This window comes from Streptomyces echinatus (assembly GCF_014203595.1).
Taxonomy (GTDB): Bacteria; Actinomycetota; Actinomycetes; order Streptomycetales; family Streptomycetaceae; genus Streptomyces; species Streptomyces echinatus.
Map to the genome: position 1 here is coordinate 193,109 of NZ_JACHJK010000011.1, position 22,493 is coordinate 215,601.

General features: G+C 70.3%; 22 protein-coding genes and 5 tRNA genes. 13 read left to right on the forward strand and 14 right to left on the reverse strand.

Annotation, left to right across the window (positions count from 1 at the left end; translation table 11 throughout):
• The first annotated feature begins 122 nt into the window (after nt 1–122).
• On the forward strand, nt 123–761 hold the full coding sequence (gene cofC, locus FHS34_RS28160) for a 2-phospho-L-lactate guanylyltransferase (protein WP_184970442.1): 639 nt from the start codon (nt 123–125) through the stop codon (nt 759–761).
• A gap of 58 nt (nt 762–819) precedes the next feature.
• On the forward strand, nt 820–1,023 hold the full coding sequence (locus tag FHS34_RS28165; RefSeq protein WP_184970444.1) for a hypothetical protein: 204 nt from the start codon (nt 820–822) through the stop codon (nt 1,021–1,023).
• Nucleotides 1,024–1,094: 71 nt separating this feature from the next.
• On the opposite strand, the gene FHS34_RS28170 is transcribed toward FHS34_RS28165, so the two are convergent.
• From FHS34_RS28170 to leuC, 4 genes are all read right to left on the reverse strand, one after another.
• Complete coding sequence (locus FHS34_RS28170; RefSeq protein ID WP_184970447.1) at nt 1,095–1,757, reverse strand: HU family DNA-binding protein; 663 nt, start codon at nt 1,755–1,757, stop codon at nt 1,095–1,097.
• A gap of 136 nt (nt 1,758–1,893) precedes the next feature.
• Nucleotides 1,894–2,124 carry an SCO5555 family protein gene (locus FHS34_RS28175; RefSeq protein WP_184970448.1) on the reverse strand — a complete coding sequence of 77 codons (231 nt, stop codon included), beginning with the start codon at nt 2,122–2,124 and terminating at the stop codon, nt 1,894–1,896.
• 274 nt (nt 2,125–2,398) lie between these two features.
• Entirely contained in the window at nt 2,399–2,992 is a 594-nt protein-coding gene (gene leuD / locus FHS34_RS28180) for a 3-isopropylmalate dehydratase small subunit (RefSeq protein ID WP_184970450.1), read from the reverse strand.
• A gap of 6 nt (nt 2,993–2,998) precedes the next feature.
• Nucleotides 2,999–4,417, reverse strand: coding sequence for a 3-isopropylmalate dehydratase large subunit (leuC, locus tag FHS34_RS28185; RefSeq protein WP_184970452.1), 1,419 nt, complete (start codon nt 4,415–4,417; stop codon nt 2,999–3,001).
• 204 nt (nt 4,418–4,621) lie between these two features.
• Here leuC and ndgR point away from each other — a divergent pair, with 204 nt between their 5' ends.
• Complete coding sequence (gene ndgR, locus FHS34_RS28190) at nt 4,622–5,338, forward strand: IclR family transcriptional regulator NdgR (RefSeq protein ID WP_009320373.1); 717 nt, start codon at nt 4,622–4,624, stop codon at nt 5,336–5,338.
• 183 nt (nt 5,339–5,521) lie between these two features.
• Here ndgR and FHS34_RS28195 read toward each other — a convergent pair whose 3' ends face one another.
• The gene (locus FHS34_RS28195) at nt 5,522–6,019 is read right to left on the reverse strand and encodes a DUF4188 domain-containing protein (protein ID WP_225817640.1); all 498 of its coding nucleotides are present in this window, start codon (nt 6,017–6,019) and stop codon (nt 5,522–5,524) included.
• Nucleotides 6,020–6,100: 81 nt separating this feature from the next.
• Here FHS34_RS28195 and FHS34_RS28200 point away from each other — a divergent pair, with 81 nt between their 5' ends.
• Nucleotides 6,101–6,745, forward strand: a complete 645-nt coding sequence (locus FHS34_RS28200; protein ID WP_184970456.1) for a MerR family transcriptional regulator — start codon at nt 6,101–6,103, stop codon at nt 6,743–6,745.
• 52 nt (nt 6,746–6,797) lie between these two features.
• On the opposite strand, the gene FHS34_RS28205 is transcribed toward FHS34_RS28200, so the two are convergent.
• The 6 genes from FHS34_RS28205 to FHS34_RS28230 form a co-directional block, all read right to left on the reverse strand.
• Nucleotides 6,798–6,870 (reverse strand) — tRNA-Glu (locus FHS34_RS28205).
• 28 nt (nt 6,871–6,898) lie between these two features.
• Nucleotides 6,899–6,970 (reverse strand) — tRNA-Gln (locus tag FHS34_RS28210).
• A 21-nt stretch (nt 6,971–6,991) separates the two neighbouring features.
• Nucleotides 6,992–7,064 (reverse strand) — tRNA-Glu (locus FHS34_RS28215).
• Between the two features lie 29 nt (nt 7,065–7,093).
• A tRNA-Glu gene (locus FHS34_RS28220) sits at nt 7,094–7,166 on the reverse strand.
• Between the two features lie 21 nt (nt 7,167–7,187).
• Nucleotides 7,188–7,259, reverse strand: a tRNA-Gln gene (locus FHS34_RS28225).
• A gap of 90 nt (nt 7,260–7,349) precedes the next feature.
• Entirely contained in the window at nt 7,350–8,081 is a 732-nt protein-coding gene (locus FHS34_RS28230; RefSeq protein ID WP_184970458.1) for an HAD family hydrolase, read from the reverse strand.
• 240 nt (nt 8,082–8,321) lie between these two features.
• On the opposite strand from FHS34_RS28230, the gene FHS34_RS28235 reads away from it, so the two are divergent.
• On the forward strand, nt 8,322–8,516 hold the full coding sequence (locus tag FHS34_RS28235) for a hypothetical protein (RefSeq protein ID WP_184970459.1): 195 nt from the start codon (nt 8,322–8,324) through the stop codon (nt 8,514–8,516).
• A 146-nt stretch (nt 8,517–8,662) separates the two neighbouring features.
• Here FHS34_RS28235 and gltX read toward each other — a convergent pair whose 3' ends face one another.
• The 3 genes from gltX to FHS34_RS28250 all read right to left on the reverse strand — a co-directional run bounded on the left by gltX (nt 8,663) and on the right by FHS34_RS28250 (nt 11,352).
• On the reverse strand, nt 8,663–10,147 hold the full coding sequence (gltX, locus tag FHS34_RS28240; protein WP_184970461.1) for a glutamate--tRNA ligase: 1,485 nt from the start codon (nt 10,145–10,147) through the stop codon (nt 8,663–8,665).
• Complete coding sequence (locus FHS34_RS28245; protein WP_184970463.1) at nt 10,140–10,925, reverse strand: fumarylacetoacetate hydrolase family protein; 786 nt, start codon at nt 10,923–10,925, stop codon at nt 10,140–10,142. The genes gltX and FHS34_RS28245 overlap by 8 nt, the downstream gene beginning before the upstream one ends.
• A gap of 232 nt (nt 10,926–11,157) precedes the next feature.
• Nucleotides 11,158–11,352: a hypothetical protein gene (locus FHS34_RS28250; protein ID WP_184970466.1), complete on the reverse strand. Its 195-nt coding sequence runs from the start codon at nt 11,350–11,352 to the stop codon at nt 11,158–11,160.
• Between the two features lie 569 nt (nt 11,353–11,921).
• On the opposite strand from FHS34_RS28250, the gene FHS34_RS28255 reads away from it, so the two are divergent.
• The 8 genes from FHS34_RS28255 (at nt 11,922) to FHS34_RS28290 (ending at nt 22,405) form a co-directional block, all read left to right on the forward strand.
• A complete protein-coding gene (locus FHS34_RS28255) occupies nt 11,922–15,650 on the forward strand; it encodes a sensor histidine kinase (protein WP_184970468.1) in 3,729 nt (1,242 codons plus the stop codon).
• A gap of 9 nt (nt 15,651–15,659) precedes the next feature.
• The gene (locus tag FHS34_RS28260) at nt 15,660–16,073 is read left to right on the forward strand and encodes a roadblock/LC7 domain-containing protein (protein WP_184970701.1); all 414 of its coding nucleotides are present in this window, start codon (nt 15,660–15,662) and stop codon (nt 16,071–16,073) included.
• A gap of 111 nt (nt 16,074–16,184) precedes the next feature.
• The gene (locus FHS34_RS28265; protein ID WP_009190816.1) at nt 16,185–16,583 is read left to right on the forward strand and encodes a DUF742 domain-containing protein; all 399 of its coding nucleotides are present in this window, start codon (nt 16,185–16,187) and stop codon (nt 16,581–16,583) included.
• A complete protein-coding gene (locus FHS34_RS28270) occupies nt 16,564–17,139 on the forward strand; it encodes a GTP-binding protein (RefSeq protein ID WP_184970470.1) in 576 nt (191 codons plus the stop codon). The genes FHS34_RS28265 and FHS34_RS28270 overlap by 20 nt, the downstream gene beginning before the upstream one ends.
• A 382-nt stretch (nt 17,140–17,521) precedes the next feature.
• Complete coding sequence (locus tag FHS34_RS28275) at nt 17,522–20,755, forward strand: sensor histidine kinase (protein WP_184970472.1); 3,234 nt, start codon at nt 17,522–17,524, stop codon at nt 20,753–20,755.
• Nucleotides 20,756–20,765: 10 nt separating this feature from the next.
• Nucleotides 20,766–21,179, forward strand: coding sequence for a roadblock/LC7 domain-containing protein (locus FHS34_RS28280; protein ID WP_030948713.1), 414 nt, complete (start codon nt 20,766–20,768; stop codon nt 21,177–21,179).
• Between the two features lie 94 nt (nt 21,180–21,273).
• Nucleotides 21,274–21,843 (forward strand): DUF742 domain-containing protein, encoded by a 570-nt coding sequence (locus tag FHS34_RS28285; RefSeq protein ID WP_184970473.1) that lies wholly within the window; start codon nt 21,274–21,276, stop codon nt 21,841–21,843.
• On the forward strand, nt 21,824–22,405 hold the full coding sequence (locus FHS34_RS28290; protein WP_026248371.1) for a GTP-binding protein: 582 nt from the start codon (nt 21,824–21,826) through the stop codon (nt 22,403–22,405). The genes FHS34_RS28285 and FHS34_RS28290 overlap by 20 nt, the downstream gene beginning before the upstream one ends.
• Nucleotides 22,406–22,493 lie beyond the last annotated feature (88 nt).

The following is a 22,493-nucleotide window of genomic DNA, read 5'->3' on the forward strand; positions in this document are numbered from 1 at the left end:
ACACCGTACGCCCGCCCGTCACCGGCCCCCACCCTCAAGAGGAGCGTCGCGCGCCTCCCGGTAGGGGTGGCGCCGGACGGCCCGGGTGACAATGTGCCGGACGAGAGAGGGGCGGTACGCCGGTGCAGTGGACCTTGGTCATCCCCCTGAAGCCTTTGACGCAGGCCAAGAGCAGGCTCGCGGACACCGCCGGCGACGGGGTGCGCCCGGGGCTGGCACTGGCGTTCGCGCAGGACACCGTGGGCGCGGCGCTGGCCTGCGCGGCGGTGTCGGATGTGGCGGTCGTCACGGACGACGAGCGGGCCGCCCGGGAGCTCGCGGCCCTGGGCGCGCGGATCGTCCCGGACGCCCCCCGCGACGGGCTGAACGCCGCTCTGGCCCATGGGGCGGCCGTCGTACGGGAAATCCGTCCCGGTGTTCCGGTCGCGGCCCTGAACGCCGATCTGCCGGCCCTGCGTCCGGCGGAACTCTCCCGGGTGCTGACCGTCGCCGCGGAATTCCCACGGGCGTTTCTCGCGGATGCGGCGGAGCTGGGCACGACTTTGCTGACGGCGGCCGGTGATCGCGAATTGCGCCCGGCGTTCGGCATCGACTCGCGCAGGCGGCACCGGGCTTCGGGTGCGGCGGAACTCCTGCTCAGGGGGGTCGAATCGGTACGGCAGGACGTGGACACCGGGGACGACCTGCGTACGGCGCTGACGCTGGGGGTGGGGCCGTACACGGCCGCCGCGTCGGCGGGGTTGCTGATCCCGGGGTCGTGAGCGCGCCCGGTGCCGGACGGGCGAAGCCCGGAGCCGGAACCCCCAGTACGCTGCTGGCATGCAGGCCACCGCGTACACCTACGACCCCGACACCCGCAGCGGACAGGTGCTGCTCGACGACGGCACCCCGGTGCCCTTCGACGCCGCCGCTTTCGACGCCGGAGACCTCCGTCTGCTGCGCCCGGGTCAGCGCGTGCGGATCGAGACCGAGGGACGGGGCGACGCCCTGCGGATCACCCTCGTAACCCTTCAAACCCTGTAACTGCCCTTACACACGCCGCGGGCCGGGCTCCCCTGGGGAGTCCGGCCCGACGCGTGAGTGCTACGGCGGCCTTACGACGTCGCCTTGCGTGCGGTGGTCTTCTTGGCGGTGGTCTTGCGGGCCGTCGACTTCTTGGCCGGGGCCTTCTTCGCGGTGACCTTCTTCGCCGGAGCCTTCTTGGCCGTCGCCTTCTTGGCGGTGGTCTTCTTCGCCGCGGCGGTCTTGGCGGTCGCCGTGGTCTTCTTCGCCGGCGTCGCCTTCTTCGCCGTGGTCTTCTTCGCGGCGGCGGCGGTCGCCGTGGTCTTCTTCGCCGGCGTCGCCTTCTTGGCCGTGACCTTCTTCGCGGCCGCCTTGGTGGTCTTCTTGGCGGCGGCCTTCTTGACCGTCGCCGCGGCGCCGCCGGTCAGGCTGCCCTTGGGCGCCTTCTTGACCGAGACCTCGCCGCCGCGGGGCAGCTTCTTCGAGCCGCTCACCAGGTCCTTGAAGCCCTGACCGGCGCGGAAGCGGGGCACGGAGGTCTTCTTGACCCGAACCCGCTCGCCCGTCTGAGGGTTGCGGGCGTAACGGGCGGGGCGGTCCACCTTCTCGAAGGACCCGAAGCCGGTGACCGAGACCCGCTCGCCCGCGACGACCGCGCGGACGATGGCGTCCAGGACATGATCGACAGCGTCGGCGGCCTGCTGGCGGCCGCCCATCTTGTCGGCAATCGCTTCTACGAGCTGCGCCTTGTTCACGTCTTCCCCTTCGGAGACCTCGCCAGAACGAAAGTGTTCAAGCTTTTTCGCACGTTAGGCAGATATATACCGCAAATCAAACACGAAACGGGCTTATCACCCTCGTGCCGCAACGGAATCGGTGGTCTCGGGCCGTTCAGTGGTCATCGCCGGGGATCCGACCCGCGTCGAGGTCCGCGTTGAACCGCTCGAGCCGCCTTGCCGCAGCGGCGAGATCGTGCTTGGCCGCGGCCGTAATGACCAGCAGCTTCCGGGTCAGCGCCATCCGTACGCCCTCCGGGACTTGCAGTGCGCGCACCCTTGAGTGCGCTTCCTTGAGCTGGTTCGCGACCGCCGTATAGAGCTGGAGTTGGCCGTCGTGTTCCATGCACAGATTGTGCCATCTGGGGCGAGTTGTCGCCTGCGCAGGGGGCAACTACCGCCTCAAATGGCCTTCCAGGCACTTGCGGAGACCGCGAACACAGCACTCACCTACCCGAACAACGACCTTGATAACGCGGGAAGTTGAGCGAACCCGCGCAGGACCGCAGGTCCGTTCGGGTGCAGACATGGCTGTACCCCCAATCGTGGCGACTGGGGGTACAGAGGGGGTGTTGAGGTGGCCGAAATCCGACCCGCCCGGGGGTCCGGGTCCGGCGGGATCAGACCTGGAGCGTCCGCGGCTTGTAGGCGGGCCGCCCGGCCTCGTAGGCGGCGATGTCGGAGTCGTTCCGGAGCGTGATGGAGATGTCGTCCAGGCCGTTCAGCAGCCGCCAGCGGGAGTTCTCGTCCAGCTCGAAGGAGGCGGTGATGCCCTCGGCACGCACCTCACGCGCCTCGAGGTCCACCGTGACCTCGGCCGTGGGGTCCTGCTCGGTCAGCTCCCACAGCGCGTCCACGATCTTCTGGTCCAGGACCACCGTGAGCAGGCCGTTCTTCAGCGAGTTGCCGCGGAAGATGTCGGCGAAGCGGGAGGAGATCACGGCCTTGAAGCCGTAGTTCTGCAGGGCCCAGACGGCGTGCTCACGGGAGGAGCCGGTGCCGAAGTCGGGGCCGGCGACCAGGACCGTGCCGCCCTGCCGCTCGGGGCGGTTGAGGATGAACTCCGGGTCCTTGCGCCAGGCCTCGAACAGCCCGTCCTCGAAGCCGTCGCGGGTGACCTTCTTGAGCCAGTGAGCAGGGATGATCTGGTCGGTGTCGACGTTGCTGCGGCGCAGCGGGACGGCCCGGCCGGTGTGGGTGGTGAATGCTTCCATGGCTGATCAGACTCCAGCGGGGACGTCGGACAGGTCGGCGGGCGAGGCGAGGTGGCCCAGAACGGCCGTGGCGGCCGCGACCTGCGGCGACACCAGGTGGGTACGGCCGCCCTTGCCCTGCCGGCCCTCGAAGTTGCGGTTGGAGGTGGAGGCGGAGCGCTCGCCCGGGGCCAGCTGGTCGGGGTTCATGCCGAGGCACATCGAGCAGCCCGCGTGCCGCCATTCGGCGCCGGCCTCCTTGAAGACCACGTCCAGGCCCTCGGAGACGGCCTGCAGTCCGACCCGCGCGGAGCCGGGGACGACCAGCATCCGTACGCCGTCGGCGACTTTGCGGCCCCGCAGCAGATCCGCGGCGGCCCGCAGGTCCTCGATGCGGCCGTTGGTGCAGGAGCCTACGAAGACGGTGTCCACGTCGATGGAGCGCAGCGGCTGTCCGGCCGCCAACCCCATGTACTCCAGGGCCTTTTCGGCGGCCAGGCGCTCCGAAGCGTCTTCGTACGAAGCCGGGTCGGGGACGGACGCCGAAAGCGGCGCACCCTGGCCGGGGTTGGTGCCCCAGGTGACGAACGGCGACAGCGCGGCGGCGTCGATGACGACCTCGGCGTCGAAGACGGCGTCCTCGTCGGTCCGCAGGGTCTTCCAGTACTCGACGGCGGCGTCCCAGTCCGCGCCTTCCGGGGCGTGCGGACGGCCCTGGAGATACGCGAAGGTGGTCTCGTCCGGGGCGATCATGCCGGCGCGGGCACCGGCCTCGATCGACATGTTGCAGATGGTCATCCGGGCCTCCATCGAGAGCTTCTCGATGGCGGAGCCGCGGTACTCCAGGATGTAGCCCTGGCCGCCGCCCGTACCGATCTTCGCGATGATCGCCAGGATCAGGTCCTTGGCGGTGACGCCCTCGGGCAGCTCGCCCTCGACGGTGATCGCCATGGTCTTCGGGCGGGCCAGGGGCAGCGTCTGGGTGGCCAGCACGTGCTCCACCTGGGAGGTGCCGATGCCGAACGCCAGCGCGCCGAAGGCGCCGTGCGTGGAGGTGTGCGAGTCGCCGCAGACGACGGTCGTGCCGGGCTGGGTCAGGCCCAGCTGCGGGCCGACGACGTGCACGACGCCCTGCTCGACGTCGCCCAGCGGGTGCAGCCGCACCCCGAACTCGGCGCAGTTCTTGCGCAGCGTCTCCAGCTGGGCGCGGGAGACCGGGTCGGCGATGGGCTTGTCGATGTCGAGGGTCGGGGTGTTGTGGTCCTCGGTCGCGATGGTGAGGTCGAGGCGGCGCACCTGGCGGCCGTTCTTGCGCAGACCGTCGAAGGCCTGGGGGCTGGTCACCTCGTGCAGCAGGTGCAGATCGATGTAGAGGAGGTCGGGCTCGCCCTCGGCGCGCCGGACGACGTGGTCGTCCCAGACCTTCTCCGCGAGTGTCCTACCCATCGCTTTCCCTCCGGCCGGCAGAAGTGCACCGGCCAAACTAGAGATCTTGAGGAAGCGGCGTTCCCTTGCAGGGCCCTTGAAGTCGTGATTCCGGGCGTCCACCGCCGGGCCCGTTGGTCTGCGGGCCGCTGTGTGATTCCAGGGTGGCGCGTTCCACGGAAAATTGAACTTGCGTTTCACAGAGTGAGACGTGAGTATCGTTGCATGGACAACAGTAGCGGCGTCGGCGTTCTGGACAAGGCGGCCCTCGTCCTGAGCGCTCTGGAGTCCGGTCCGGCCACCCTCGCGGGTCTGGTCGGGGCCACCGGACTGGCACGACCCACGGCCCACCGCCTGGCCGTGGCTTTGGAACACCACCGCATGGTGGCACGCGACATGCAGGGCCGGTTCATCCTCGGCCCGCGCCTCGCGGAGCTCGCGGCGGCTGCGGGCGAGGACCGCCTGCTCGCGACGGCGGGCCCCGTGCTCACCCACCTCCGTGATGTCACCGGCGAGAGCGCACAGCTCTACCGACGCCAGGGTGACATGCGGATCTGCGTGGCCGCGGCGGAACGCCTGTCCGGCCTGCGGGACACGGTCCCGGTCGGCTCGACCCTCACGATGAAGGCCGGCTCGTCGGCACAGATCCTGATGGCCTGGGAGGAGCCCGAGCGCCTGCACCGCGGTCTGCAGGGCGCCCGCTTCACGGCGACGGCCCTGTCGGGTGTGCGGCGACGCGGCTGGGCCCAGTCCATCGGCGAGCGCGAGCCGGGCGTCGCGTCCGTCTCCGCGCCCGTACGCGGCCCCTCCAACCGTGTGGTGGCCGCCGTGTCCGTCTCCGGGCCCATCGAGCGTCTGACGCGCCACCCGGGCCGTATGCACGCCCAGGCGGTCATCGACGCGGCCGCCCGCCTCTCGGAGGCCCTGCGCCGCTCCGGCTGACGTCCAGCGAAGACCCCGCCCCCGGGAAAGGCCCGCCCCGACGCCGCGGCAGGCCTCCCCCGAGGGCGGGGCACGCTTCTCCCCCTGTTTCCCCAGGGCAGGACAGCCGACGCAAGGGGCGCGGGGAACCGCGCGATCAACCACGACGCACCCGCTCGCGCCTGCGAAAGCCCCCTACGGCGACTAGGCGCCCTCGCCCTCGCCCGACCGATGAGCGAACCGGTCCTTCGCGTACCGTCCCCGCGCAGCGAGCGGCACCTGCCCGTGCGCGGCGGCCAGCCCGAACGCGGGCATGTCCCCGTAGATCGCCTCGTACGACCCCTCCGGCACGACGTACGCCTCGTGCCAGATCCCGACCTGCCCCCGCAGCCTGCCGGTGCGCTCCTTGCGGTTGAGCGCGGCCCACGCCCGGTGGTGGAAGGCGTCCGGCGCCGTCGCGTAGGCGTAGAGCTTGTCCTTGGTCTCCCAGTACTGCACGACGTAATACGTCCGCGGCGACGCCGTCAGCAGCACCTTGGCGAGCAGCCCGCGCCCGCGGTCCTTCTCCAGTTCCCGCAGCATGCGGAGCATCCCGAGCATCACGGGCAGCCACAGGTGCACCGCCCGGAAGCGGTTGATGCGCATGCCGATCAGCAGGACGACGACGTCGCCCTTCGCGTCGGCGGTCGTACGGGCCACCATGACCTTCCCCCTCATCGGTGAGCGGCGCTATCCAACAGTCGGTGTTTGGATAGTGCCGTTATCCAATAAGGAGCGCAAGGGATGCGGCTTGCCGAGCTGAGCAGACGCAGCGGTGTGGCCACCGCGACGATCAAGTACTACCTGCGCGAGGGGCTGTTGCCGCCCGGCCGCCAGGTCAACACGACGACCGCCGAGTACGACGAGACGCACCTGCGGCGGCTGCGGCTGGTGCGCGCGATGATCCAGGTCGGCCGGCTGCCGGTGGCGACCGTCCGCGAAGTGCTGGGGCACGTGGACGACGACTCCCTCGGCCGTACGATCCGGCTGGGCGCGGCCCTGTGGGCGCTGCCGCAGGTGCCGGAGCCGGACGAGGACGACGAGTTCGTGCGGGCGGCACACCGGGAGGCTGAGGAGCTGCTGGACCGGCTGGGCTGGTCGAACGCGAAGCTGCTGACGTCGATCTCGCCCGCGTACCGCTCCCTGGTGGTGGCGGTGGCCGCGTTCCGCCGGCTCGGCTACGACCGGGATACCGAACTGCTCGCCTCGTACGCCAAGTTGATGCACGAGACGGCGAAGCTCGACCTCGACTTCGTCGAGACGCATCCGTCGGAGGCGGAGAAGGTGGAGACGGCGGTGCTCGGGGCCGTGCTGACCGAGCCGATGCTGGGGGCCCTGCGCCGGCTGGCGCAGGAGGAGGAGTCGGCGCGACGCTACGGCTTCGAGTGAACCCCGGGAACGGCGAAGGCCCCCCACCGAGGTGGGGGGCCTTCCCTGTGCGTACCCCCGACCGGATTCGAACCGGCGCTACCGCCTTGAGAGGGCGGCGTGCTAGGCCGCTACACAACGGGGGCCTGGACTCTGCGTTTCCGCAGGTCCGAGCTGGTCTACCTGGACTCGAACCAAGACTAACTGAACCAGAATCAGTCGTGCTGCCAATTACACCATAGACCAATGATGGTTTAGACCAGTCAGTACCCCCGACCGGATTCGAACCGGCGCTACCGCCTTGAGAGGGCGGCGTGCTAGGCCGCTACACAACGGGGGCCCTAGCGATCCCGACAAGATCAGGATCAGTACCCCCGACCGGATTCGAACCGGCGCTACTGCCTTGAGAGGGCAGCGTGCTAGGCCGCTACACAACGGGGGCTTTGCAGATGAGCTCTGCGAGCTGGCCTACCTGGACTCGAACCAAGACTAACTGAACCAGAATCAGTCGTGCTGCCAATTACACCATAGGCCACTGGAACTCAACCCCCTGAGGGGTTCTCGTTCTAGTTTGCTCCGTGAGGTTCCGGCCTTTCGGCCCGTTCCCCTCGGCGCAGGAAGAACATTACCCGAAGGTGGACGGGGCTCCAAAACGGGTATCGGCGCGCACGAGCGCCGGGAGTTCGGCGAGGGTCGAGATCCGGTGCGCCACGGCCTCCCCCACGGCCCGCACACCGGCCGTTCCGCGATCGATCCACACGGACAGCAGCCCGGCCTCCGCGGCGCCCCGGCCGTCGATCTCCGGGTGGTCGCCGACGTACGCCACCTCGTGCGGAGGCAGCCCCAGCGCCTCGCAGACCGCCAGGAAGGCACCCGCCTCCGGCTTGGAGACGCCCAGCTCGGCGGCGCACAGGACGGCCTCGAAGCGGTCGAGGAGTCCGAGGGTGCGCAGCTTGTGCTCCTGGACCGTGACGCTGGAGTTGGACAGCACCGCGTGCCGGTGGCTGGCGGCGAGGGCCTCCAGGGCGGGCAGCACGTCCGGGAACAGGCTCCAGGCGGCCTCGTAGTGGGCCAGATAGCGCTGGAACCACGCGTCGGCCTCGTCGTCGGTCAGCTCCCGGCCCAGGAAGACCCGGGTGCGGTCGCGGCGCTGTGTGATGAAGTCCACCTCACCGGCGGAGAACCGGGCCCACTGGGCATCGGTGACCTCCCGCCAGCGCAGAAGGGCCTGCTCCACGCCCTCGTGCGCGAGGAGCAGGCCCTCGGCCGAAAGGTGGGCGCGCATGCCCTCGCGGTCCGCGGTCGTGTAGTCGAAGAGGGTGTCGTCCACGTCCCAGACCACGGCTCTGATGCTCATGTCACGACCGTAACCCCGGAACGCCCGGCACCTCGGGAGAACGGCGGGACTGACGGGGATCGGACCGGACCGGGGGCGTCAGGCGCAGGAAGGGGTCCAGGAACCGTACGACCCGATGATGTATCCGCCGCTCTCCGTGAGGCCGACGCGGTAGGAGAAGCAGGCCTCACTCGTGTGGGGCTGTCCGGTGGTCGGCGTCGGCACGGTGAGGCCGGCAGGCGTCTCACGAAGGGACTCCGCGTGTTCAGGAAGATACTCACGGTCGTCATCGCAGCCCTCGGTCTGGCGGTCGCCGCGGCGGGACCGGCGTCCGCCTCCGACAGCGCGTCCACCAGCGACTCCTGCGGCGCCGTCTACTTCTACTCCGACGGGGACACCTTCAAGTTCCTGGACACCTGCTCCGACGGGCACGGCGTCCTTGCCAGATCGCGGTGATCGTAATGACGGCACCGGCGTTCCACAACGGATCTTCCACGGAACCCGCCCCGGAGTGCGGCTCGTTGGACCGGTCGGCGGCTACGAGCCGCGACGGCGAAGGGGCGGTACCCGGACCACCGGGTACCGCCCCTTTCACGCTCGGGTCACGCGGCGAGCTTCGCCAGCGCCGCGTCGATCCGGGCCAGGGTCCGCTCCTTGCCCAGGACCTCCAGGGACTCGAAGAGCGGCAGTCCCACGGTGCGGCCGGTGACGGCCACGCGGACGGGGGCCTGCGCCTTGCCGAGCTTGAGGCCGTGCGCCTCGCCGGCCGCCAGGACGGCCTCCTTGAGGGACTCCGCCGAGGTCCAGTCCGCGGACTCCAGCTTCTCGCGGGCCGTGCGCAGGAGGGCGTCGCTGCCCTCCTTCATCGCCTTGGTCCACGACGCCTCGTCGAAGACCGGCTCGGGGAGGAACAGGAAGTCGACGTTTTCGGTGATCTCCGACAGGACCTTCAGCCGGGTCTGGGCGTGCGGGGCGATCGCCTCCCACTTCGCCGCGTCGAAGTCCGCCGGCGCCCAGGGGGCGAACGGCGCCTGCAGCCACGGGCGGCAGCGCTCGGTGAACTCCTTCACATCCAGCATGCGGATGTGGTCGCCGTTGATCGCCTCGCACTTCTTGAGGTCGAAGCGCGCCGGGTTGGGGTTCACGTCGGAGATGTCGAAGGCCGCGACCATCTCGTCGATCGTGAAGATGTCCTGGTCCGCGGAGAGCGACCAGCCCAGCAGCGACAGATAGTTGAGCAGGCCCTCGGGCAGGAAGCCCCGCTCGCGGTAGAGGTTGAGCGACGCCTGCGGGTCACGCTTGGACAGCTTCTTGTTGCCCTCGCCCATCACGTAGGGCAGGTGACCGAAGGCCGGGGTCTGCTTGGCGATGCCCAGCTCCGTCAGCGCCTTGTACAGCGCGATCTGGCGCGGGGTGGAGGAGAGCAGGTCCTCGCCGCGCAGGACGTGGGTGATCTCCATCAGGGCGTCGTCGACCGGGTTGACCAGCGTGTACAGCGGGGCGCCGTTCGCGCGGACGATGCCGTAGTCCGGCACGTTCTCCGGGGTGAAGGTCAGCTCGCCGCGGACCAGGTCGTCGAAGGTGATCGTCTCGTCCGGCATGCGGAAGCGGACGATCGGGGTGCGGCCCTGGGCCTCGTACTCCTCGACCTGCTCGGCGGACAGGTCGCGGCAGTGGCCGTCGTAGCCGGAGGGCTTGCCGGCGGCGCGGGCGGCCTCGCGGCGGGTGTCCAGCTCCTCCTGGGAGCAGTAGCAGCGGTAGGCGTACCCGCCGTCCAGGAGCTTCTGCGCGACGTCCGCGTAGATGTCCATGCGCTGCGACTGGCGGTACGGCGCGTGCGGGCCGCCGACCTCGGGGCCCTCGTCCCAGTCGAAGCCGAGCCAGCGCATCGCGTCGAGCAGCTGGTTGTACGACTCCTCGGAGTCGCGGGCCGCGTCGGTGTCCTCGATGCGGAAGACCAGGGTGCCCTGGTGGTGCCGGGCGAACGCCCAGTTGAACAGGGCGGTGCGGACCAGGCCCACGTGGGGGTTACCGGTGGGCGAGGGGCAGAAACGGACGCGTACGGGGGAGCCGGGTGCGCTAGCCACGCTTGACAACCTTGTTGGTGAGAGTGCCGATGCCTTCGATGGTGACGGCGACCTCGTCGCCGACGTTGAGGGGGCCGACCCCCGCGGGGGTGCCGGTGAGGACGACGTCGCCGGGGAGCAGCGTCATGGCCTCCGAGATGTTGACGATCAGGTCCTCGATGGAGTGGATCATCTCGCTCGTGCGGCCCAGCTGGCGCTGTTCCCCGTTGACCGTGAGCTGGATGGTCAGGTCGTTCGCGCGGGCGAGGCCGAGGTCCGTCTCCACCCAGGGGCCGAGCGGGCAGGAGGTGTCGAAACCCTTGGCCCGGGCCCACTGCTTCTCGCGCTTCTGCACATCGCGGGCGGTGACGTCGTTGGCGCAGGTGAAGCCGAAGATCACGTCCTTGACGCGGTCACGCGGCACCTCGCGGCACATCCGGCCGATGACGACGGCCAGCTCGGCCTCGTGGTGCAGTTCCTCGGAGAAGGACGGGTACTGGATCTCGTCGCCGGGGCCGATCACGGAGGTGGAGGGCTTGAAGAAGGCGAACGGCGCCTCGGGCACCTCGTTGCCCAGCTCACGGGCGTGGTCGGCGTAGTTGCGGCCGAACGCCACGACCTTGTTGGGCAGCACCGGCGGGAGCAGCCTGACCTTGCTCAGCGGCACCTTCGTCCCGGACAGCTGGTAGTCCGCGAACGGAATGCCCTTGATGATGTCGAGGACGAGCTCGTCCTGCTTGTCGCCCTCGACCGCGCCGAAGGCTACGTTCCCGTCGATGGAGAACCTGGCGATGCGCACGGGATCCTTGCGCCCCTCAACTAGAACCGGCGTACTGACGCCTCAGGCTATCGGAGCCAGCCGAAGTTGTTCGCTTCTGGGGGTATCGCCCCAGGTCAGGGGCGGGTCACCGAAACCTCTCCGGCAGCGCACGCGCGCGGGCGACATCCCCCGGGAAAACACGGGAAAACACGGACGCGGCCGGCGGGACCGTCACCCGGCCCCTTCCGGCCGCGTCCGGCGCGGCGGTGGGTCACTCTCCGGCGGCGGCGCCCACGCCGGCCGGGACGTCGACGAGGACGGTGCGCCGGGGGTTGGCCGTCTGGGCGGGGAGGTCGACGGAGTGCTCCGGCAGCTCGGGCGTGTGCAGCTCGCCGGCGTCATCGAGGTGCGCCAGGGTCGTGCGTCGCGGGTTGGCTATGTTGCGGAACATCATCGTCGTCTTCACCGTTGTCGTCCTGTGGCCTCTGTGTCGGGTGGGTTGGCAGAGCGGCGCTCGTTGTAAAGCGTCAGGCTAAACATCCGATTCCCCGACGAAGACGCCAACTGCTCACCGTAAGCATGTGAGTTTGCTCACGAACTCACAGGCAAAACGGTCAATTCCGGCTACCCGTCCGCCCCAACGAAACGGACATTGACCCCCTGAAGCCATCATTCCGCTCCTGATCATGGCGACTGGGACACCGGGCGCCGAGCGGCGACTCGCCAATGTATGCCCGATATTGGCCGAAACAGGTTCCACGGCTGGTAATCCGCCACTCACAGGCCGTCACGGAGGTCACAGCTCGGTCCACTGCCCTTGTTGGAGATCCTGCACTGTGCTGGAATTCCACGGACCGCCGCAGGATCGAGCCGGCGCACAGGGGGCGCACTCAGCGCCGAGTGGCGGCGAGATAGGGGGAACCAGCGCCGGTCACTCAAGACCACCGGGGGGCGTATTCAGGGCGCTCTCCAGACGCCGACACCGTGTCCTTCCGTTCGCGCGGAGGGGCGCCTGGTCCAGAGGTTGCGACGCTAGTGCAGGGACGTTTCAAGAGGGATGGCAGCGCTTCGGCGGAGCCGGAGTCGCACGACGGGACTGGCCCCATGAAGGGCAGCTCCTCGCCCCAGCACGCCCAGAACCCGGGCCCGGGCCAGGCCGGAGACGGCGGGCGCCCCGGCGCGTCGGCCTCGTCGGCGTCCACGACGGCGACACCCTCGGGCAGCCCCACGCCCGCGGCGAAGTCCGCTCAAGGGTCCACCGGCCCCGGTTCGCGGCTGGCCCTGCGCAACTGGCGCATCTCCACCCGTCTGGTGTCGCTGCTCGCGCTGCCGGTGGTCGCGGCCACCTCGCTGGGCGCGCTGCGTATCGACCAGAACATGGACGACATCCAGCAGCTCGACAACATGAAGCTGCTGACGGACATGACCAAGCAGGCCACCGAGCTGGCCGCGGCGCTCCAGGAGGAGCGCGACCAGTCCGCCGGTCCCCTGGCGCACGGGCTGAAGGCGACCGACTACACCGTCAAGGGCTACCAGCAGAAGACGGACCGCGCCGCCCAGAACTTCGTGGACGCCTCCGAGGCGATCGACGAGGCCACCAAGAACGGTCAGCTCCGCGGTGTCCGCGACAGCCTCGTCGGCCTGAGCAGCCAGCTGCAGAACCTGGCGAAGATCCGCCGCACGGCCTACCAGTCGAAGGACAACTCGACCCAGACGGTCGAGTCCTACCACCGCCTGATCAGCCAGCTGATCGACCTCTCGCAGGACATGGCGGAGGCGTCCAGCAACCCGGAGATGATCCAGCGCACCCGTGCCCTGGCGGCCTTCTCCACCGCCAAGGAGTACGCGTCCGTGCAGCGCGCCGTCATCGCCGCGGCCCTGCCCGACAACACCACGGCGGCCGGCAACCTCTCCGAGAACGACCGCCTGTACGCCGAGTCGGCGCAGCAGAGCGAGACCTCCGAGATCAGCATCTTCCGGAAGATCTACTCCGGCGCCGCCGCGGAACTCCTGAAGCCGGTCGACGACGGCAACCCGACCATCCAGGCCGCGGACAAGTACGCCGGGCGTGCCCTGGCCAACAAGGGCGGCCTCGCGGACCTGCCGAAGCGCTCCTACCGCGACTGGGTGGACACCAGCTCGACCAAGATCGAGCAGATGAAGAAGATCGAGCACACGCTGCTCGAGGAGATGGAACAGAAGGCCCGCGAGCTGAAGAGCGCCACCCAGCGTGACGCCATCATCTCCGGTGTGCTGATCCTCATCGTGCTCGGTGTCTCGCTGGTCGGCGCGTTCGTCGTGGCCCGGTCCATGATCCGCTCGCTGCGCCGGCTCCAGGAGACGGCCACCAAGGTCGCCCAGGACCGTCTGCCCGAGCTGGTCAAGCAGCTCTCCGAGTCCGACCCGCAGGACGTGGACACCTCCGTGGAGTCCGTCGGTGTGCACTCCCGGGACGAGATCGGCCAGGTGGCCGCGGCCTTCGACGACGTGCACCGCGAGGCGGTCCGCCTCGCCGCCGAGCAGGCCCTGCTGCGGGGCAACGTCAACGCGATGTTCACCAACCTCTCGCGCCGCTCCCAGGGTCTGATCCAGCGCCAGCTGTCGCTGATCTCCGAGCTGGAGTCCCGCGAGGCCGACCCGGACCAGCTGTCCTCGCTGTTCAAGCTCGACCACCTCGCCACCCGTATGCGCCGTAACGGTGAGAACCTCCTCGTCCTCGCGGGTGAGGAGCCCGGCCGCCGCTGGACCCGCCCGGTCCCGCTGGTCGACGTGCTCCGCGCCGCCGCGTCCGAGGTGGAGCAGTACGAGCGCATCGAGCTGGCCGCCGTGCCGACGACCGAGGTCGCCGGCCGCGTGGTCAACGACCTCGTGCACCTGCTCGCCGAGCTGCTGGAGAACGCGACCTCGTTCTCCTCCCCGCAGACCAAGGTCAAGGTCACCGGTCACGCGCTGCCCGACGGCCGTGTGCTGATCGAGATCCACGACACCGGTATCGGCCTCTCCCCCGAGGACCTCGCGGCGATCAACGAGCGGCTCGCCTCGCCGCCCACCGTGGACGTCTCCGTCTCCCGCCGCATGGGTCTGTTCGTGGTCGGTCGTCTGTCGCAGCGGCACGGCATCCGCATCCAGCTGCGCCCGTCCGACTCCGGTGGTACGACCGCGCTGGTCATGCTGCCCGTCGACGTCGCCCAGGGCGGCAAGAAGCCCGCTCCGGGCAAGCCCGGTGCGCCCTCGACCGGTGGTCCGGCCGCCGCGCAGGCCGCAGCGGGTGCCGCCGCGGCCCGGCGGCAGAACGGCAACAACGGCGGTGCCCTCGGTGGCGCCCCGGCCGGTGGCGGTCTGCTCGGTGCCGGAGGGGCCCCGCGCGGCCAGGTCGGCTCCGCCCAGGGTCCCCGGGCCGCGCTGCCCGGCACGGGCCAGGGCGGCCGTCCGGGTGCGCCCGGCGGAGCGCGCGGTCCCCAGGGCCGCCCCGGTTCCCCGCAGCAGGGCCGGCCCGCGCCCGCCGGTTCCGGTGCGGGCGGCTTCGGCGGTCAGACGCCGGGTGCCCCGCAGGGCCTGCAGGCCGCCGGCCCGAACGCGCCGCAGCAGGACTTCTTCGGCGGCCGTGGCCAGAAGCGCTCCGGCGCCCCCGCGGACCAGGGCCGCCAGCCCCAGCTGCCGCCGCGCGGCGGCCCGCGGGCCGAGCTGCCCGGCTCCGACGCGCCGTCCCGCACGCCGGACTGGAGCGACGCCCAGGCCCCGCTGTCCCGTGCCTCGCTGGACGCCCCGCGCGGCCACGACGAGCAGGACCCGGCGCAGACCGCACGCATGCCGCGGGTGGACGACCGGCAGGGTCCGGGCTCGACCGCGGAGATACCCCGCATCGACGCCCAGGGTCCGGCCGCGCCGGGCGAGTTCCAGCGCCCCGCGCTGCCCGGCACGAGCGGCTCCGCCCAGCACACGGGCCAGTTCGCGCGTCCCGACGCCGCCCAGCAGCCGGGCCGGTTCGACGGTCCGGGTGCCGAGCAGCAGGGCACCGGTTCGTTCGTCCGCCCCGACGTGTTCGGCACGCCGGCCGCCGGGCGTCCGGACAACGGCGCGCAGCACACGGGCCAGTTCCCGGCCCCGGGTGCCCCGCAGGCGTACGACGGCGGCTACGACGGTGGCTCCACCGGCCAGCACGCCCTGCCCGGCCGCCAGAACCCCGGCCACACCGGGCAGTTCGAGCGCCCGCAGCCGGCCGGCCGGGACGGCTTCGGCGCCCCGCGCCAGCAGCCCCCGGCCCCACAGCGTCCGGTCCGCTCCGAGCCGGAGGCGCTGCCGCCGGCCAGCGGCCCGGGTGACGGTCGTACCCCGCTGTACGACACGCTGGAGACCAACTGGTTCCACGGCCAGCAGCAGGACGGCGCATCCGCGCCGCAGCAGCAGCCGCAGGCACCCGCGCCCGTTCAGCAGCAGCCCCAGCAGCCGCAGCGGTCCGCGCAGAACACCGGTTCCTGGCGCACTTCGCCGAACGACGAACTCGTCCGACAGGCCGAGCGCGTCCGGCAGCCCGCCGCCGGCGGGATCACCACCTCCGGCCTGCCGCGCCGCGTGCCACGGGCGAACCTCGTGCCCGGCACGGCTCAGCAGCAACAGCACCAAGCCGGTCCGCAGGTCTCGCGTGCGCCTGACGACGTACGCGGACGGCTGACCAATCTTCGTCGGGGTATCGCTCAGGGCCGTCAGGCCGGCAGCGGCCAGACCGGCAGCTTCCCGAGCCCCACTCACCAGCAGGAGCGTTAGTTGAGTCCGATGAGCCAGGCGGCACAGAACCTGAACTGGTTGATCACCAACTTCGTGGACAACACCCCTGGGGTGTCGCACACGGTGGTGGTCTCCGCCGACGGCCTTCTGCTGGCGATGTCCGAAGGCTTCCCACGGGACCGCGCCGACCAGCTGGCGGCCGTCGCGTCCGGGCTGACCTCCCTGACGGCCGGGGCATCCCGGATCTTCGAGGGTGGCAGCGTGGCGCAGACGGTCGTGGAGATGGAGCGAGGATTCCTCTTCCTCATGTCCATCTCGGACGGGTCGTCCCTCGCGGTCCTGGCCCATCCCGATGCGGACATCGGCCTCGTCGGCTACGAGATGGCACTGCTCGTCGACCGGGCGGGTGCGGTACTCACCCCGGACCTGCGCGCCGAACTACAGGGCAGTCTGCTTCACTGACCGCCCCCGGCACCACCCACCTCACGAAAACACCGTCCGGCCGCCACAATCCCCCCACCGGCCTCGTCCGACGGCTCGACTGACCGACTTGCTGTCCCGCCCGGAGGATTCATGACCCCGCCCACCGCCCATCATGATCCGTACGCGGAGCCGTACGGGGACGAGGGCGACCAGCCGCTGGTGAGGCCCTACGCCATGACCGGCGGCCGGACCAGGCCTCGCTACCAGCTCGCCATAGAGGCGCTGATCAGCACCACGGCCGACCCCGCAGCGCTCATGGGACTGCTCCCGGAGCACCAGCGGATCTGCCACCTGTGCCGCGAGGTCAAGTCGGTCGCGGAGGTCTCCGCGCTGCTGGCCATGCCGCTCGGTGTGGCCCGGATCCTCGTCGCCGACCTCGCCGAGGCCGGCCTGGTCGCCATCCACCAGCCGGGTGGCGACGAGAACAACGGCGGCGCACCGGACGTGACGCTGCTCGAAAGGGTGCTCAGTGGACTTCGCAAGCTCTGACGCGGGCCGGGCCACCACCTCCGCGAAGATCGTGGTGGCGGGCGGCTTCGGCGTGGGCAAGACCACGTTCGTCGGCGCCGTCTCGGAGATCAACCCGCTGCGCACAGAGGCCGTCATGACGTCCGCGTCCGCCGGCATCGACGACCTCACCCACACCGGGGACAAGACCACCACCACGGTGGCCATGGACTTCGGCCGCATCACCCTGGACCAGGACCTGATCCTGTACCTGTTCGGCACCCCCGGACAGGACCGCTTCTGGTTCATGTGGGACGACCTGGTCCGCGGCGCCATCGGCGCCGTCGTCCTCGTCGACACCCGCCGCCTCGCCGACTGCTTCCCCGCCGTCGACTACTTCGAGAACAGCGGCCTGCCGTTCGTCGTCGCCCTCAACGGCTTCGACGGCCAGCAGCCCTACGCTCCGGAGGAAGTGCGCGAGGCGCTGCAGATCGGACCGGACACCCCGATCATCACCACCGACGCCCGGCACCGCGCCGACGCCAAGAGTGCCCTGATCACGCTGGTGGAGCACGCTCTGATGGCCCGCTTGAAGTAGCACTCAAGTGCGACGGACCGTACGGCAGTTGTCGTAAGGGGTTCAGGGAGCCGACTGTGGCCTTTGCCACGGTCGGCTCCGCTGTTCATAACAGTTCGGCAGAGGAATCGCCCGGTATCGCCACGCGACGCGGTCGTGCGGTGCCGCTGTGCTCACAAACGCCCCGCCTTTTGGCGCAGCTCGCTCTTTATGACCGTTTTATCTGGCGCTTACAAGTGCGCGCTCTGCCGGTTTCCACTGTTTGGAAGTGCGCTGGTCCACGTGCTGGAATGCCTGAACTGCCCAATGGTCGAAGACGTACTCCGTAGTGGTCTGTGGCGAACCGGGCTCTGAGAGACTGCGGCACGACGTAGGTGCCGACCGCCGAGAGGTTGTTGGTCGAGTGAGGCGAAGCAAGAACGGTCCCGAGCCGTCGGCGCGGGGCAACTTCACCCCGCCGCCGCGCGCTGCGGCGGCGCCCACCCCCGTTTCCGGTGCGGAGCCGGCGGCCACTCCCGCGTCCAGCGGCGGCCGTTTCTCCCCGCGGAACTGGCGGGTGCCGACCCGGCTGAACGCGATTCTGCTCATACCCGTGGCGGTCGGTCTCGTCATGGGCGGCTTCCAGGTGAAGGCCTCGATCGACACCTGGCAGCAGGCCCGCGACGCCGAGAGCACCGCCCGGCTGGTACGCGCCGCCCTCGGCTACGCCGACGCGCTGGAGAACGAACGTGACGTCACGGCGGCACCGCTGCTGCTGAAGAAGGACGCCGCGACCGTCGACCAGGCCCGCAAGGCCACGGACCAGGCCGCCGCCGCCTTCCACGAGGCGACGAAGAGCGCGCCGGACGAGTCCGGTCTGCAGCGCCGGCTGAAGCTGTTCGGTGAGGCCGAACCGAAGCTGTCGCAGCTGCGGCAGGCGGCCTACACCTCCAAGACGACCGGCGTCCAGACGGAGGAGGGCTACGTCGCCGTCGCCCACCCCCTGATGGAGTTCGCCAACGAACTCGGCCTGGGCACCGGAAACATCACCTCCTACGGCCGTACCGTCTACGCCATGTCGCTGACCAAGGCGGCACTGTCGCTGGAGCGGTCGATCGGCACGCACCTGCTGGTCAAGCCCGGCCCGGACGCCCCGAACCTGGCGACCCAGCGGGTCTCCCTGTCCTCGTACGCCTACCTCGAGCGCATCGCCATCGAGGAGTACACGGGCGGTGGCACCGAGGCCGACGCGCAGAAGCTCGACGACGCCAAGGAGAAGATCAAGGCGGACGGCGCCGCGATGGTCCAGCAGGCCAAGGCCGAGGACCCCAAGTACGTCGCCCCGCCCTCCGACCCGACCGACATGGTGACGGCGCTCGCCACCATGCAGGACACCAGTTCCTCCACCCGTGAGGAGCTCGCCGGCAAGGGCATCACGGCCGAGAACTGGTGGGCGGCCAACACGCTGAAGTACAAGGCCTACCGGCAGATCGAGTCGGACCTGGCCGACAAGGCGGTGAACGAGGCCTCCGGCATCGCCGACGACGCCAAGACCTCCGCCTTCATCACCGGTGCCGTGGTCGTCATCGCCCTGCTGGCCGCGTTCATCCTGGCCGGTCTCGTGGCCCGCCAGATGAGCCGCTCGATGCGCCAGCTGCGCAACGCCGCCTTCGGCATCGCCGAGCAGCGCCTGCCGATGCTGGTCGACCAGCTCTCCCGCACCGACCCCGGCCGGGTCGACACCCGGGTCGCCCCGATCCCGATCACCACCAAGGACGAGATCGGCGAGGTCGCCCGCGCCTTCGACCAGGTCCACCGCGAGGCGGTCCGGCTCGCCTCCGAGCAGGCCCTGCTGCGGGGCAACATCAACGCGATCTTCACCAACCTCTCCCGCCGCAACCAGTCGCTGATCGAGGGCCAGCTGACCCTGATCACCGACCTGGAGAACAACGAGGCGGACCCGGACCAGCTGGAGAACCTCTTCAAGCTGGACCACCTGGCCACCCGTATGCGCCGCAACGGCGAGAACCTCCTGGTGCTCGCCGGCGAGGAGCCCGGCCGCCGCTGGGACCAGCCGGTCCCGCTGGTCGACGTCCTGCGCGCCGCCTCCTCCGAGGTGGAGCAGTACGAGCGCATCGAGCTGTCCGGCGTGCCGGAGGCCGAGATCCACGGCCGCGCGGTCACCGACCTCGTGCACCTGCTGGCCGAGCTGCTGGAGAACGCCACCACGTTCTCCTCCCCGCAGACCAAGGTCCGGGTGACCGCGACCCGTCTCCCCGACGGCCGCGTCATGATCGAGATCCACGACAAGGGCATCGGCCTGACGGCCGAGGACTTCGCGGACATCAACCACAAGCTGGCCAACCCGCCGACCGTGGACGCCGCGATCTCCCAGCGCATGGGCCTGTTCGTGGTCGGCCGGCTGTCCGACCGGCACGGCATCCGCGTCCAGCTGCGCCCCTCGGGCGAGCAGGCCGGCACGACCTCCCTGGTCATGCTGCCGGACGCGATCACGCACGGTGGCGGCGGCGAGATGCCACTGGACCGCGAGGAGTTCACCGTCTCCCAGATCATCCCGGAGCAGGAGTTCCGGGGGGAGAGCTTCCCGCAGGTGCAGCCGATGCGCACCGCCGCCGAGCTGGGCTTCGACGACAGCCGCTACACGGAGGTCCCCGACGACCTGCGCGGGCTGGACCCGGTCGGCCGTTCCCTGAAGCGTGAGGAGCGCCGCGCCGCGCTGGAGGCGCAGCACGACCACCAGCCGGAGTCCCCGCAGGCGGCCGAGGCCCCCGGCGGTTACACGGACCCGTTCACCGGACAGCAGTCGTACCGGGAACAGCCGCAGCAGGCGTACCAGGAGCGGCAGCAGGCGTACGAGGCGCAGCCGCAGCAGTCCTTCGACGCGCCCGCGTACGAGGAGCAGCGGCAGCACTCGGGGTACGAGCAGCCCTACGAGCAGCCGTACGACGAGCAGTACTACGCGCCGAACGGCGAGGTGCCGCAGCACGAGGGCTTCTCCCCGAACGGTGGCTACCCGGAGCCGACGGCCCCGTATGCGGAACCTGCCCAGACGCCCTCCTACCAGGACGACTGGCCGCAGCAGGACGGTTTCCAGCACGGCTATCCGGCCCAGTACGCTCCGGAAGCGGAATCCCCGCAGGCCGCTGACGCGAGTGAGCGGAACCGCGTAGGCTTCGACCGTCCGGGAACGGCTTCTCCCGCCGCACACGAGCTGACCGACGCCGGGCTGCCCCGTCGTGGCGCCCCCGCGAGCGGTTCGAACGGCGCCGGCTCCCCGAACGGCACGGCGCGCCCGCAGCAGGAAGCGCCGGCTCCGGCGAACACCCCGGGTGCGGGCGACGACAACGGCTGGCGTTCGGCGAACGACGAGCGCTGGCAGCAGGCCTCGCAGCTCCGCAAGCCCAAGGCGGGCGGAGTCACCGCCTCCGGTCTGCCGCGGCGGGTACCCAAGGCCAATCTGGTCGAGGGCGCCGCCGAAACCACCCCCCAGGGAGGCCCCCAGGTCTCCCGCGCCCCGGAGGACGTCCGGGGCAGGCTGAGCAACCTGCGTCGGGGCGTCCAGCGCGGACGCAGCGCAGGCAGTGAAACGAACGGCCAGGGCCTCGGTCCTGACAGCACCTACAACCAGGAGCGTTAGTGTGAGCCCGATGAGCCAGGCGGCACAGAACCTGAACTGGTTGATCACCAACTTCGTGGACAACACCCCGGGGGTGTCCCACACGGTGGTGGTCTCCGCCGACGGACTCCTTCTGGCGATGTCCGAAGGCTTCCCCCGCGACCGCGCCGACCAGCTCGCGGCCGTCGCCTCCGGTCTGACCTCGCTGACCGCCGGTGCCTCGCGCATCTTCGAGGGCGGCAGCGTGAACCAGACGGTTGTGGAGATGGAGCGAGGATTTCTCTTCCTCATGTCCATCTCGGACGGTTCGTCACTCGCGGTGCTGGCCCATCCGGAGGCGGACATCGGCCTCATCGGGTACGAGATGGCCCTTCTGGTGGACCGCGCGGGCACGGTCCTCACCCCGGATCTCCGCGCGGAGCTCCAGGGAAGCCTTCTCAACTAGTAATCGGACGGTGCGTTTTCGCGTCCCGGGGCCGTAAGGTTTCGGGACGCGGCTCCACAGGGATGGGCGCCCGGCGCAGTCGGAGGAGGAGAAAGTGGCAACACCCCCAGGCGGTTCGTCTTCGGGCAATTGGTCGTACGGCCCTGCCCAGGGTCAGGGCGACGGTTCGGCGAACCGGTACAACTTCCCTTCCGCACCCAGCCACCGGCAGCCGTACGCACCGCAGGGCCCCGGCCCGTCCCCGTACGACCAGCCCCAGGCCCCGCGCATCCAGCCGGTCCAGCCGCAGCGCCGCCCCGAGCCCGCCCCGGCCTCGGCGTCGAACAACCCCCTGGTGCGTCCGTACGCCATGACCGGCGGCCGGACCCGCCCGCGCTACCAGCTCGCCATCGAGGCACTGGTGCACACCACCGCCGCTCCGCACCAGATGCAGGGCCAGCTGCCCGAGCATCAGCGGATCTGCAACCTGTGCCGGGAGATCAAGTCGGTGGCCGAGATCTCGGCCCTGCTCACGATCCCCCTCGGCGTTGCCAGGATTCTCGTCGCCGACTTGGCGGAGGCAGGCCTGGTCGCCATCCATCAGCCCGGCGGCGACGAGAACGCCGGTGGCCAGCCAGACGTGACACTGCTCGAAAGGGTGCTCAGTGGACTTCGCAAGCTCTAGCGGCGGTCCTTCCCGCTCCACCACCTCCGCGAAGATCGTGGTGGCGGGCGGCTTCGGCGTGGGCAAAACCACGTTCGTCGGCGCCGTCTCGGAGATCAACCCGCTGCGCACAGAGGCCGTCATGACGTCCGCGTCCGCCGGCATCGACGACCTCACCCACACCGGGGACAAGACCACCACCACGGTGGCCATGGACTTCGGCCGTATCACCCTCGACCAGGACCTGATCCTGTACTTGTTCGGCACCCCCGGACAGGACCGCTTCTGGTTCATGTGGGACGACCTGGTCCGCGGCGCCATCGGCGCGATCGTGCTGGTGGACACCCGCCGCCTGGCCGACTGCTTCCCCGCGGTCGACTACTTCGAGAACTCGGGCCTGCCCTTCGTCATCGCCCTCAACGGCTTCGACGGCAACCAGCCGTACAACCCGGACGAGGTCCGCGAGGCGCTGCAGATCGGCCCCGACACCCCGATCATCACCACCGACGCCCGCCACCGCGCCGACGCCAAGAGCGCGCTGATCACGCTGGTGGAGCACGCCCTGATGGCGCGCCTGCGCTAGGGCTCCGCGCCCACGCGACCGGAAACGGCCCCCGCCTCTCTGCCGAGAGGGACGGGGGCCGTCCGCGTGTGCGCGGGTGCGTGTGCGG

Coding starts and splice junctions, on each gene's coding strand:
- leuD (WP_184970450.1), bottom strand. CDS start 2,992: ATGGAAGCATTCACCACCCACACCGGCCGGGCCGTCCCGCTGCGCCGC.
- FHS34_RS28195 (WP_225817640.1), bottom strand. CDS start 6,019: ATGGTGGCCCGTACGACCGCCGACGCGAAGGGCGACGTCGTCGTCCTG.
- ndgR (WP_009320373.1), top strand. CDS start 4,622: ATGGACAACAGTAGCGGCGTCGGCGTTCTGGACAAGGCGGCCCTCGTC.
- FHS34_RS28280 (WP_030948713.1), top strand. CDS start 20,766: ATGAGCCAGGCGGCACAGAACCTGAACTGGTTGATCACCAACTTCGTG.
- FHS34_RS28230 (WP_184970458.1), bottom strand. CDS start 8,081: ATGAGCATCAGAGCCGTGGTCTGGGACGTGGACGACACCCTCTTCGAC.
- FHS34_RS28165 (WP_184970444.1), top strand. CDS start 820: ATGCAGGCCACCGCGTACACCTACGACCCCGACACCCGCAGCGGACAG.
- FHS34_RS28175 (WP_184970448.1), bottom strand. CDS start 2,124: ATGGAACACGACGGCCAACTCCAGCTCTATACGGCGGTCGCGAACCAG.
- FHS34_RS28265 (WP_009190816.1), top strand. CDS start 16,185: ATGACCCCGCCCACCGCCCATCATGATCCGTACGCGGAGCCGTACGGG.
- FHS34_RS28260 (WP_184970701.1), top strand. CDS start 15,660: ATGAGCCAGGCGGCACAGAACCTGAACTGGTTGATCACCAACTTCGTG.
- FHS34_RS28200 (WP_184970456.1), top strand. CDS start 6,101: ATGCGGCTTGCCGAGCTGAGCAGACGCAGCGGTGTGGCCACCGCGACG.
- leuC (WP_184970452.1), bottom strand. CDS start 4,417: ATGGGTAGGACACTCGCGGAGAAGGTCTGGGACGACCACGTCGTCCGG.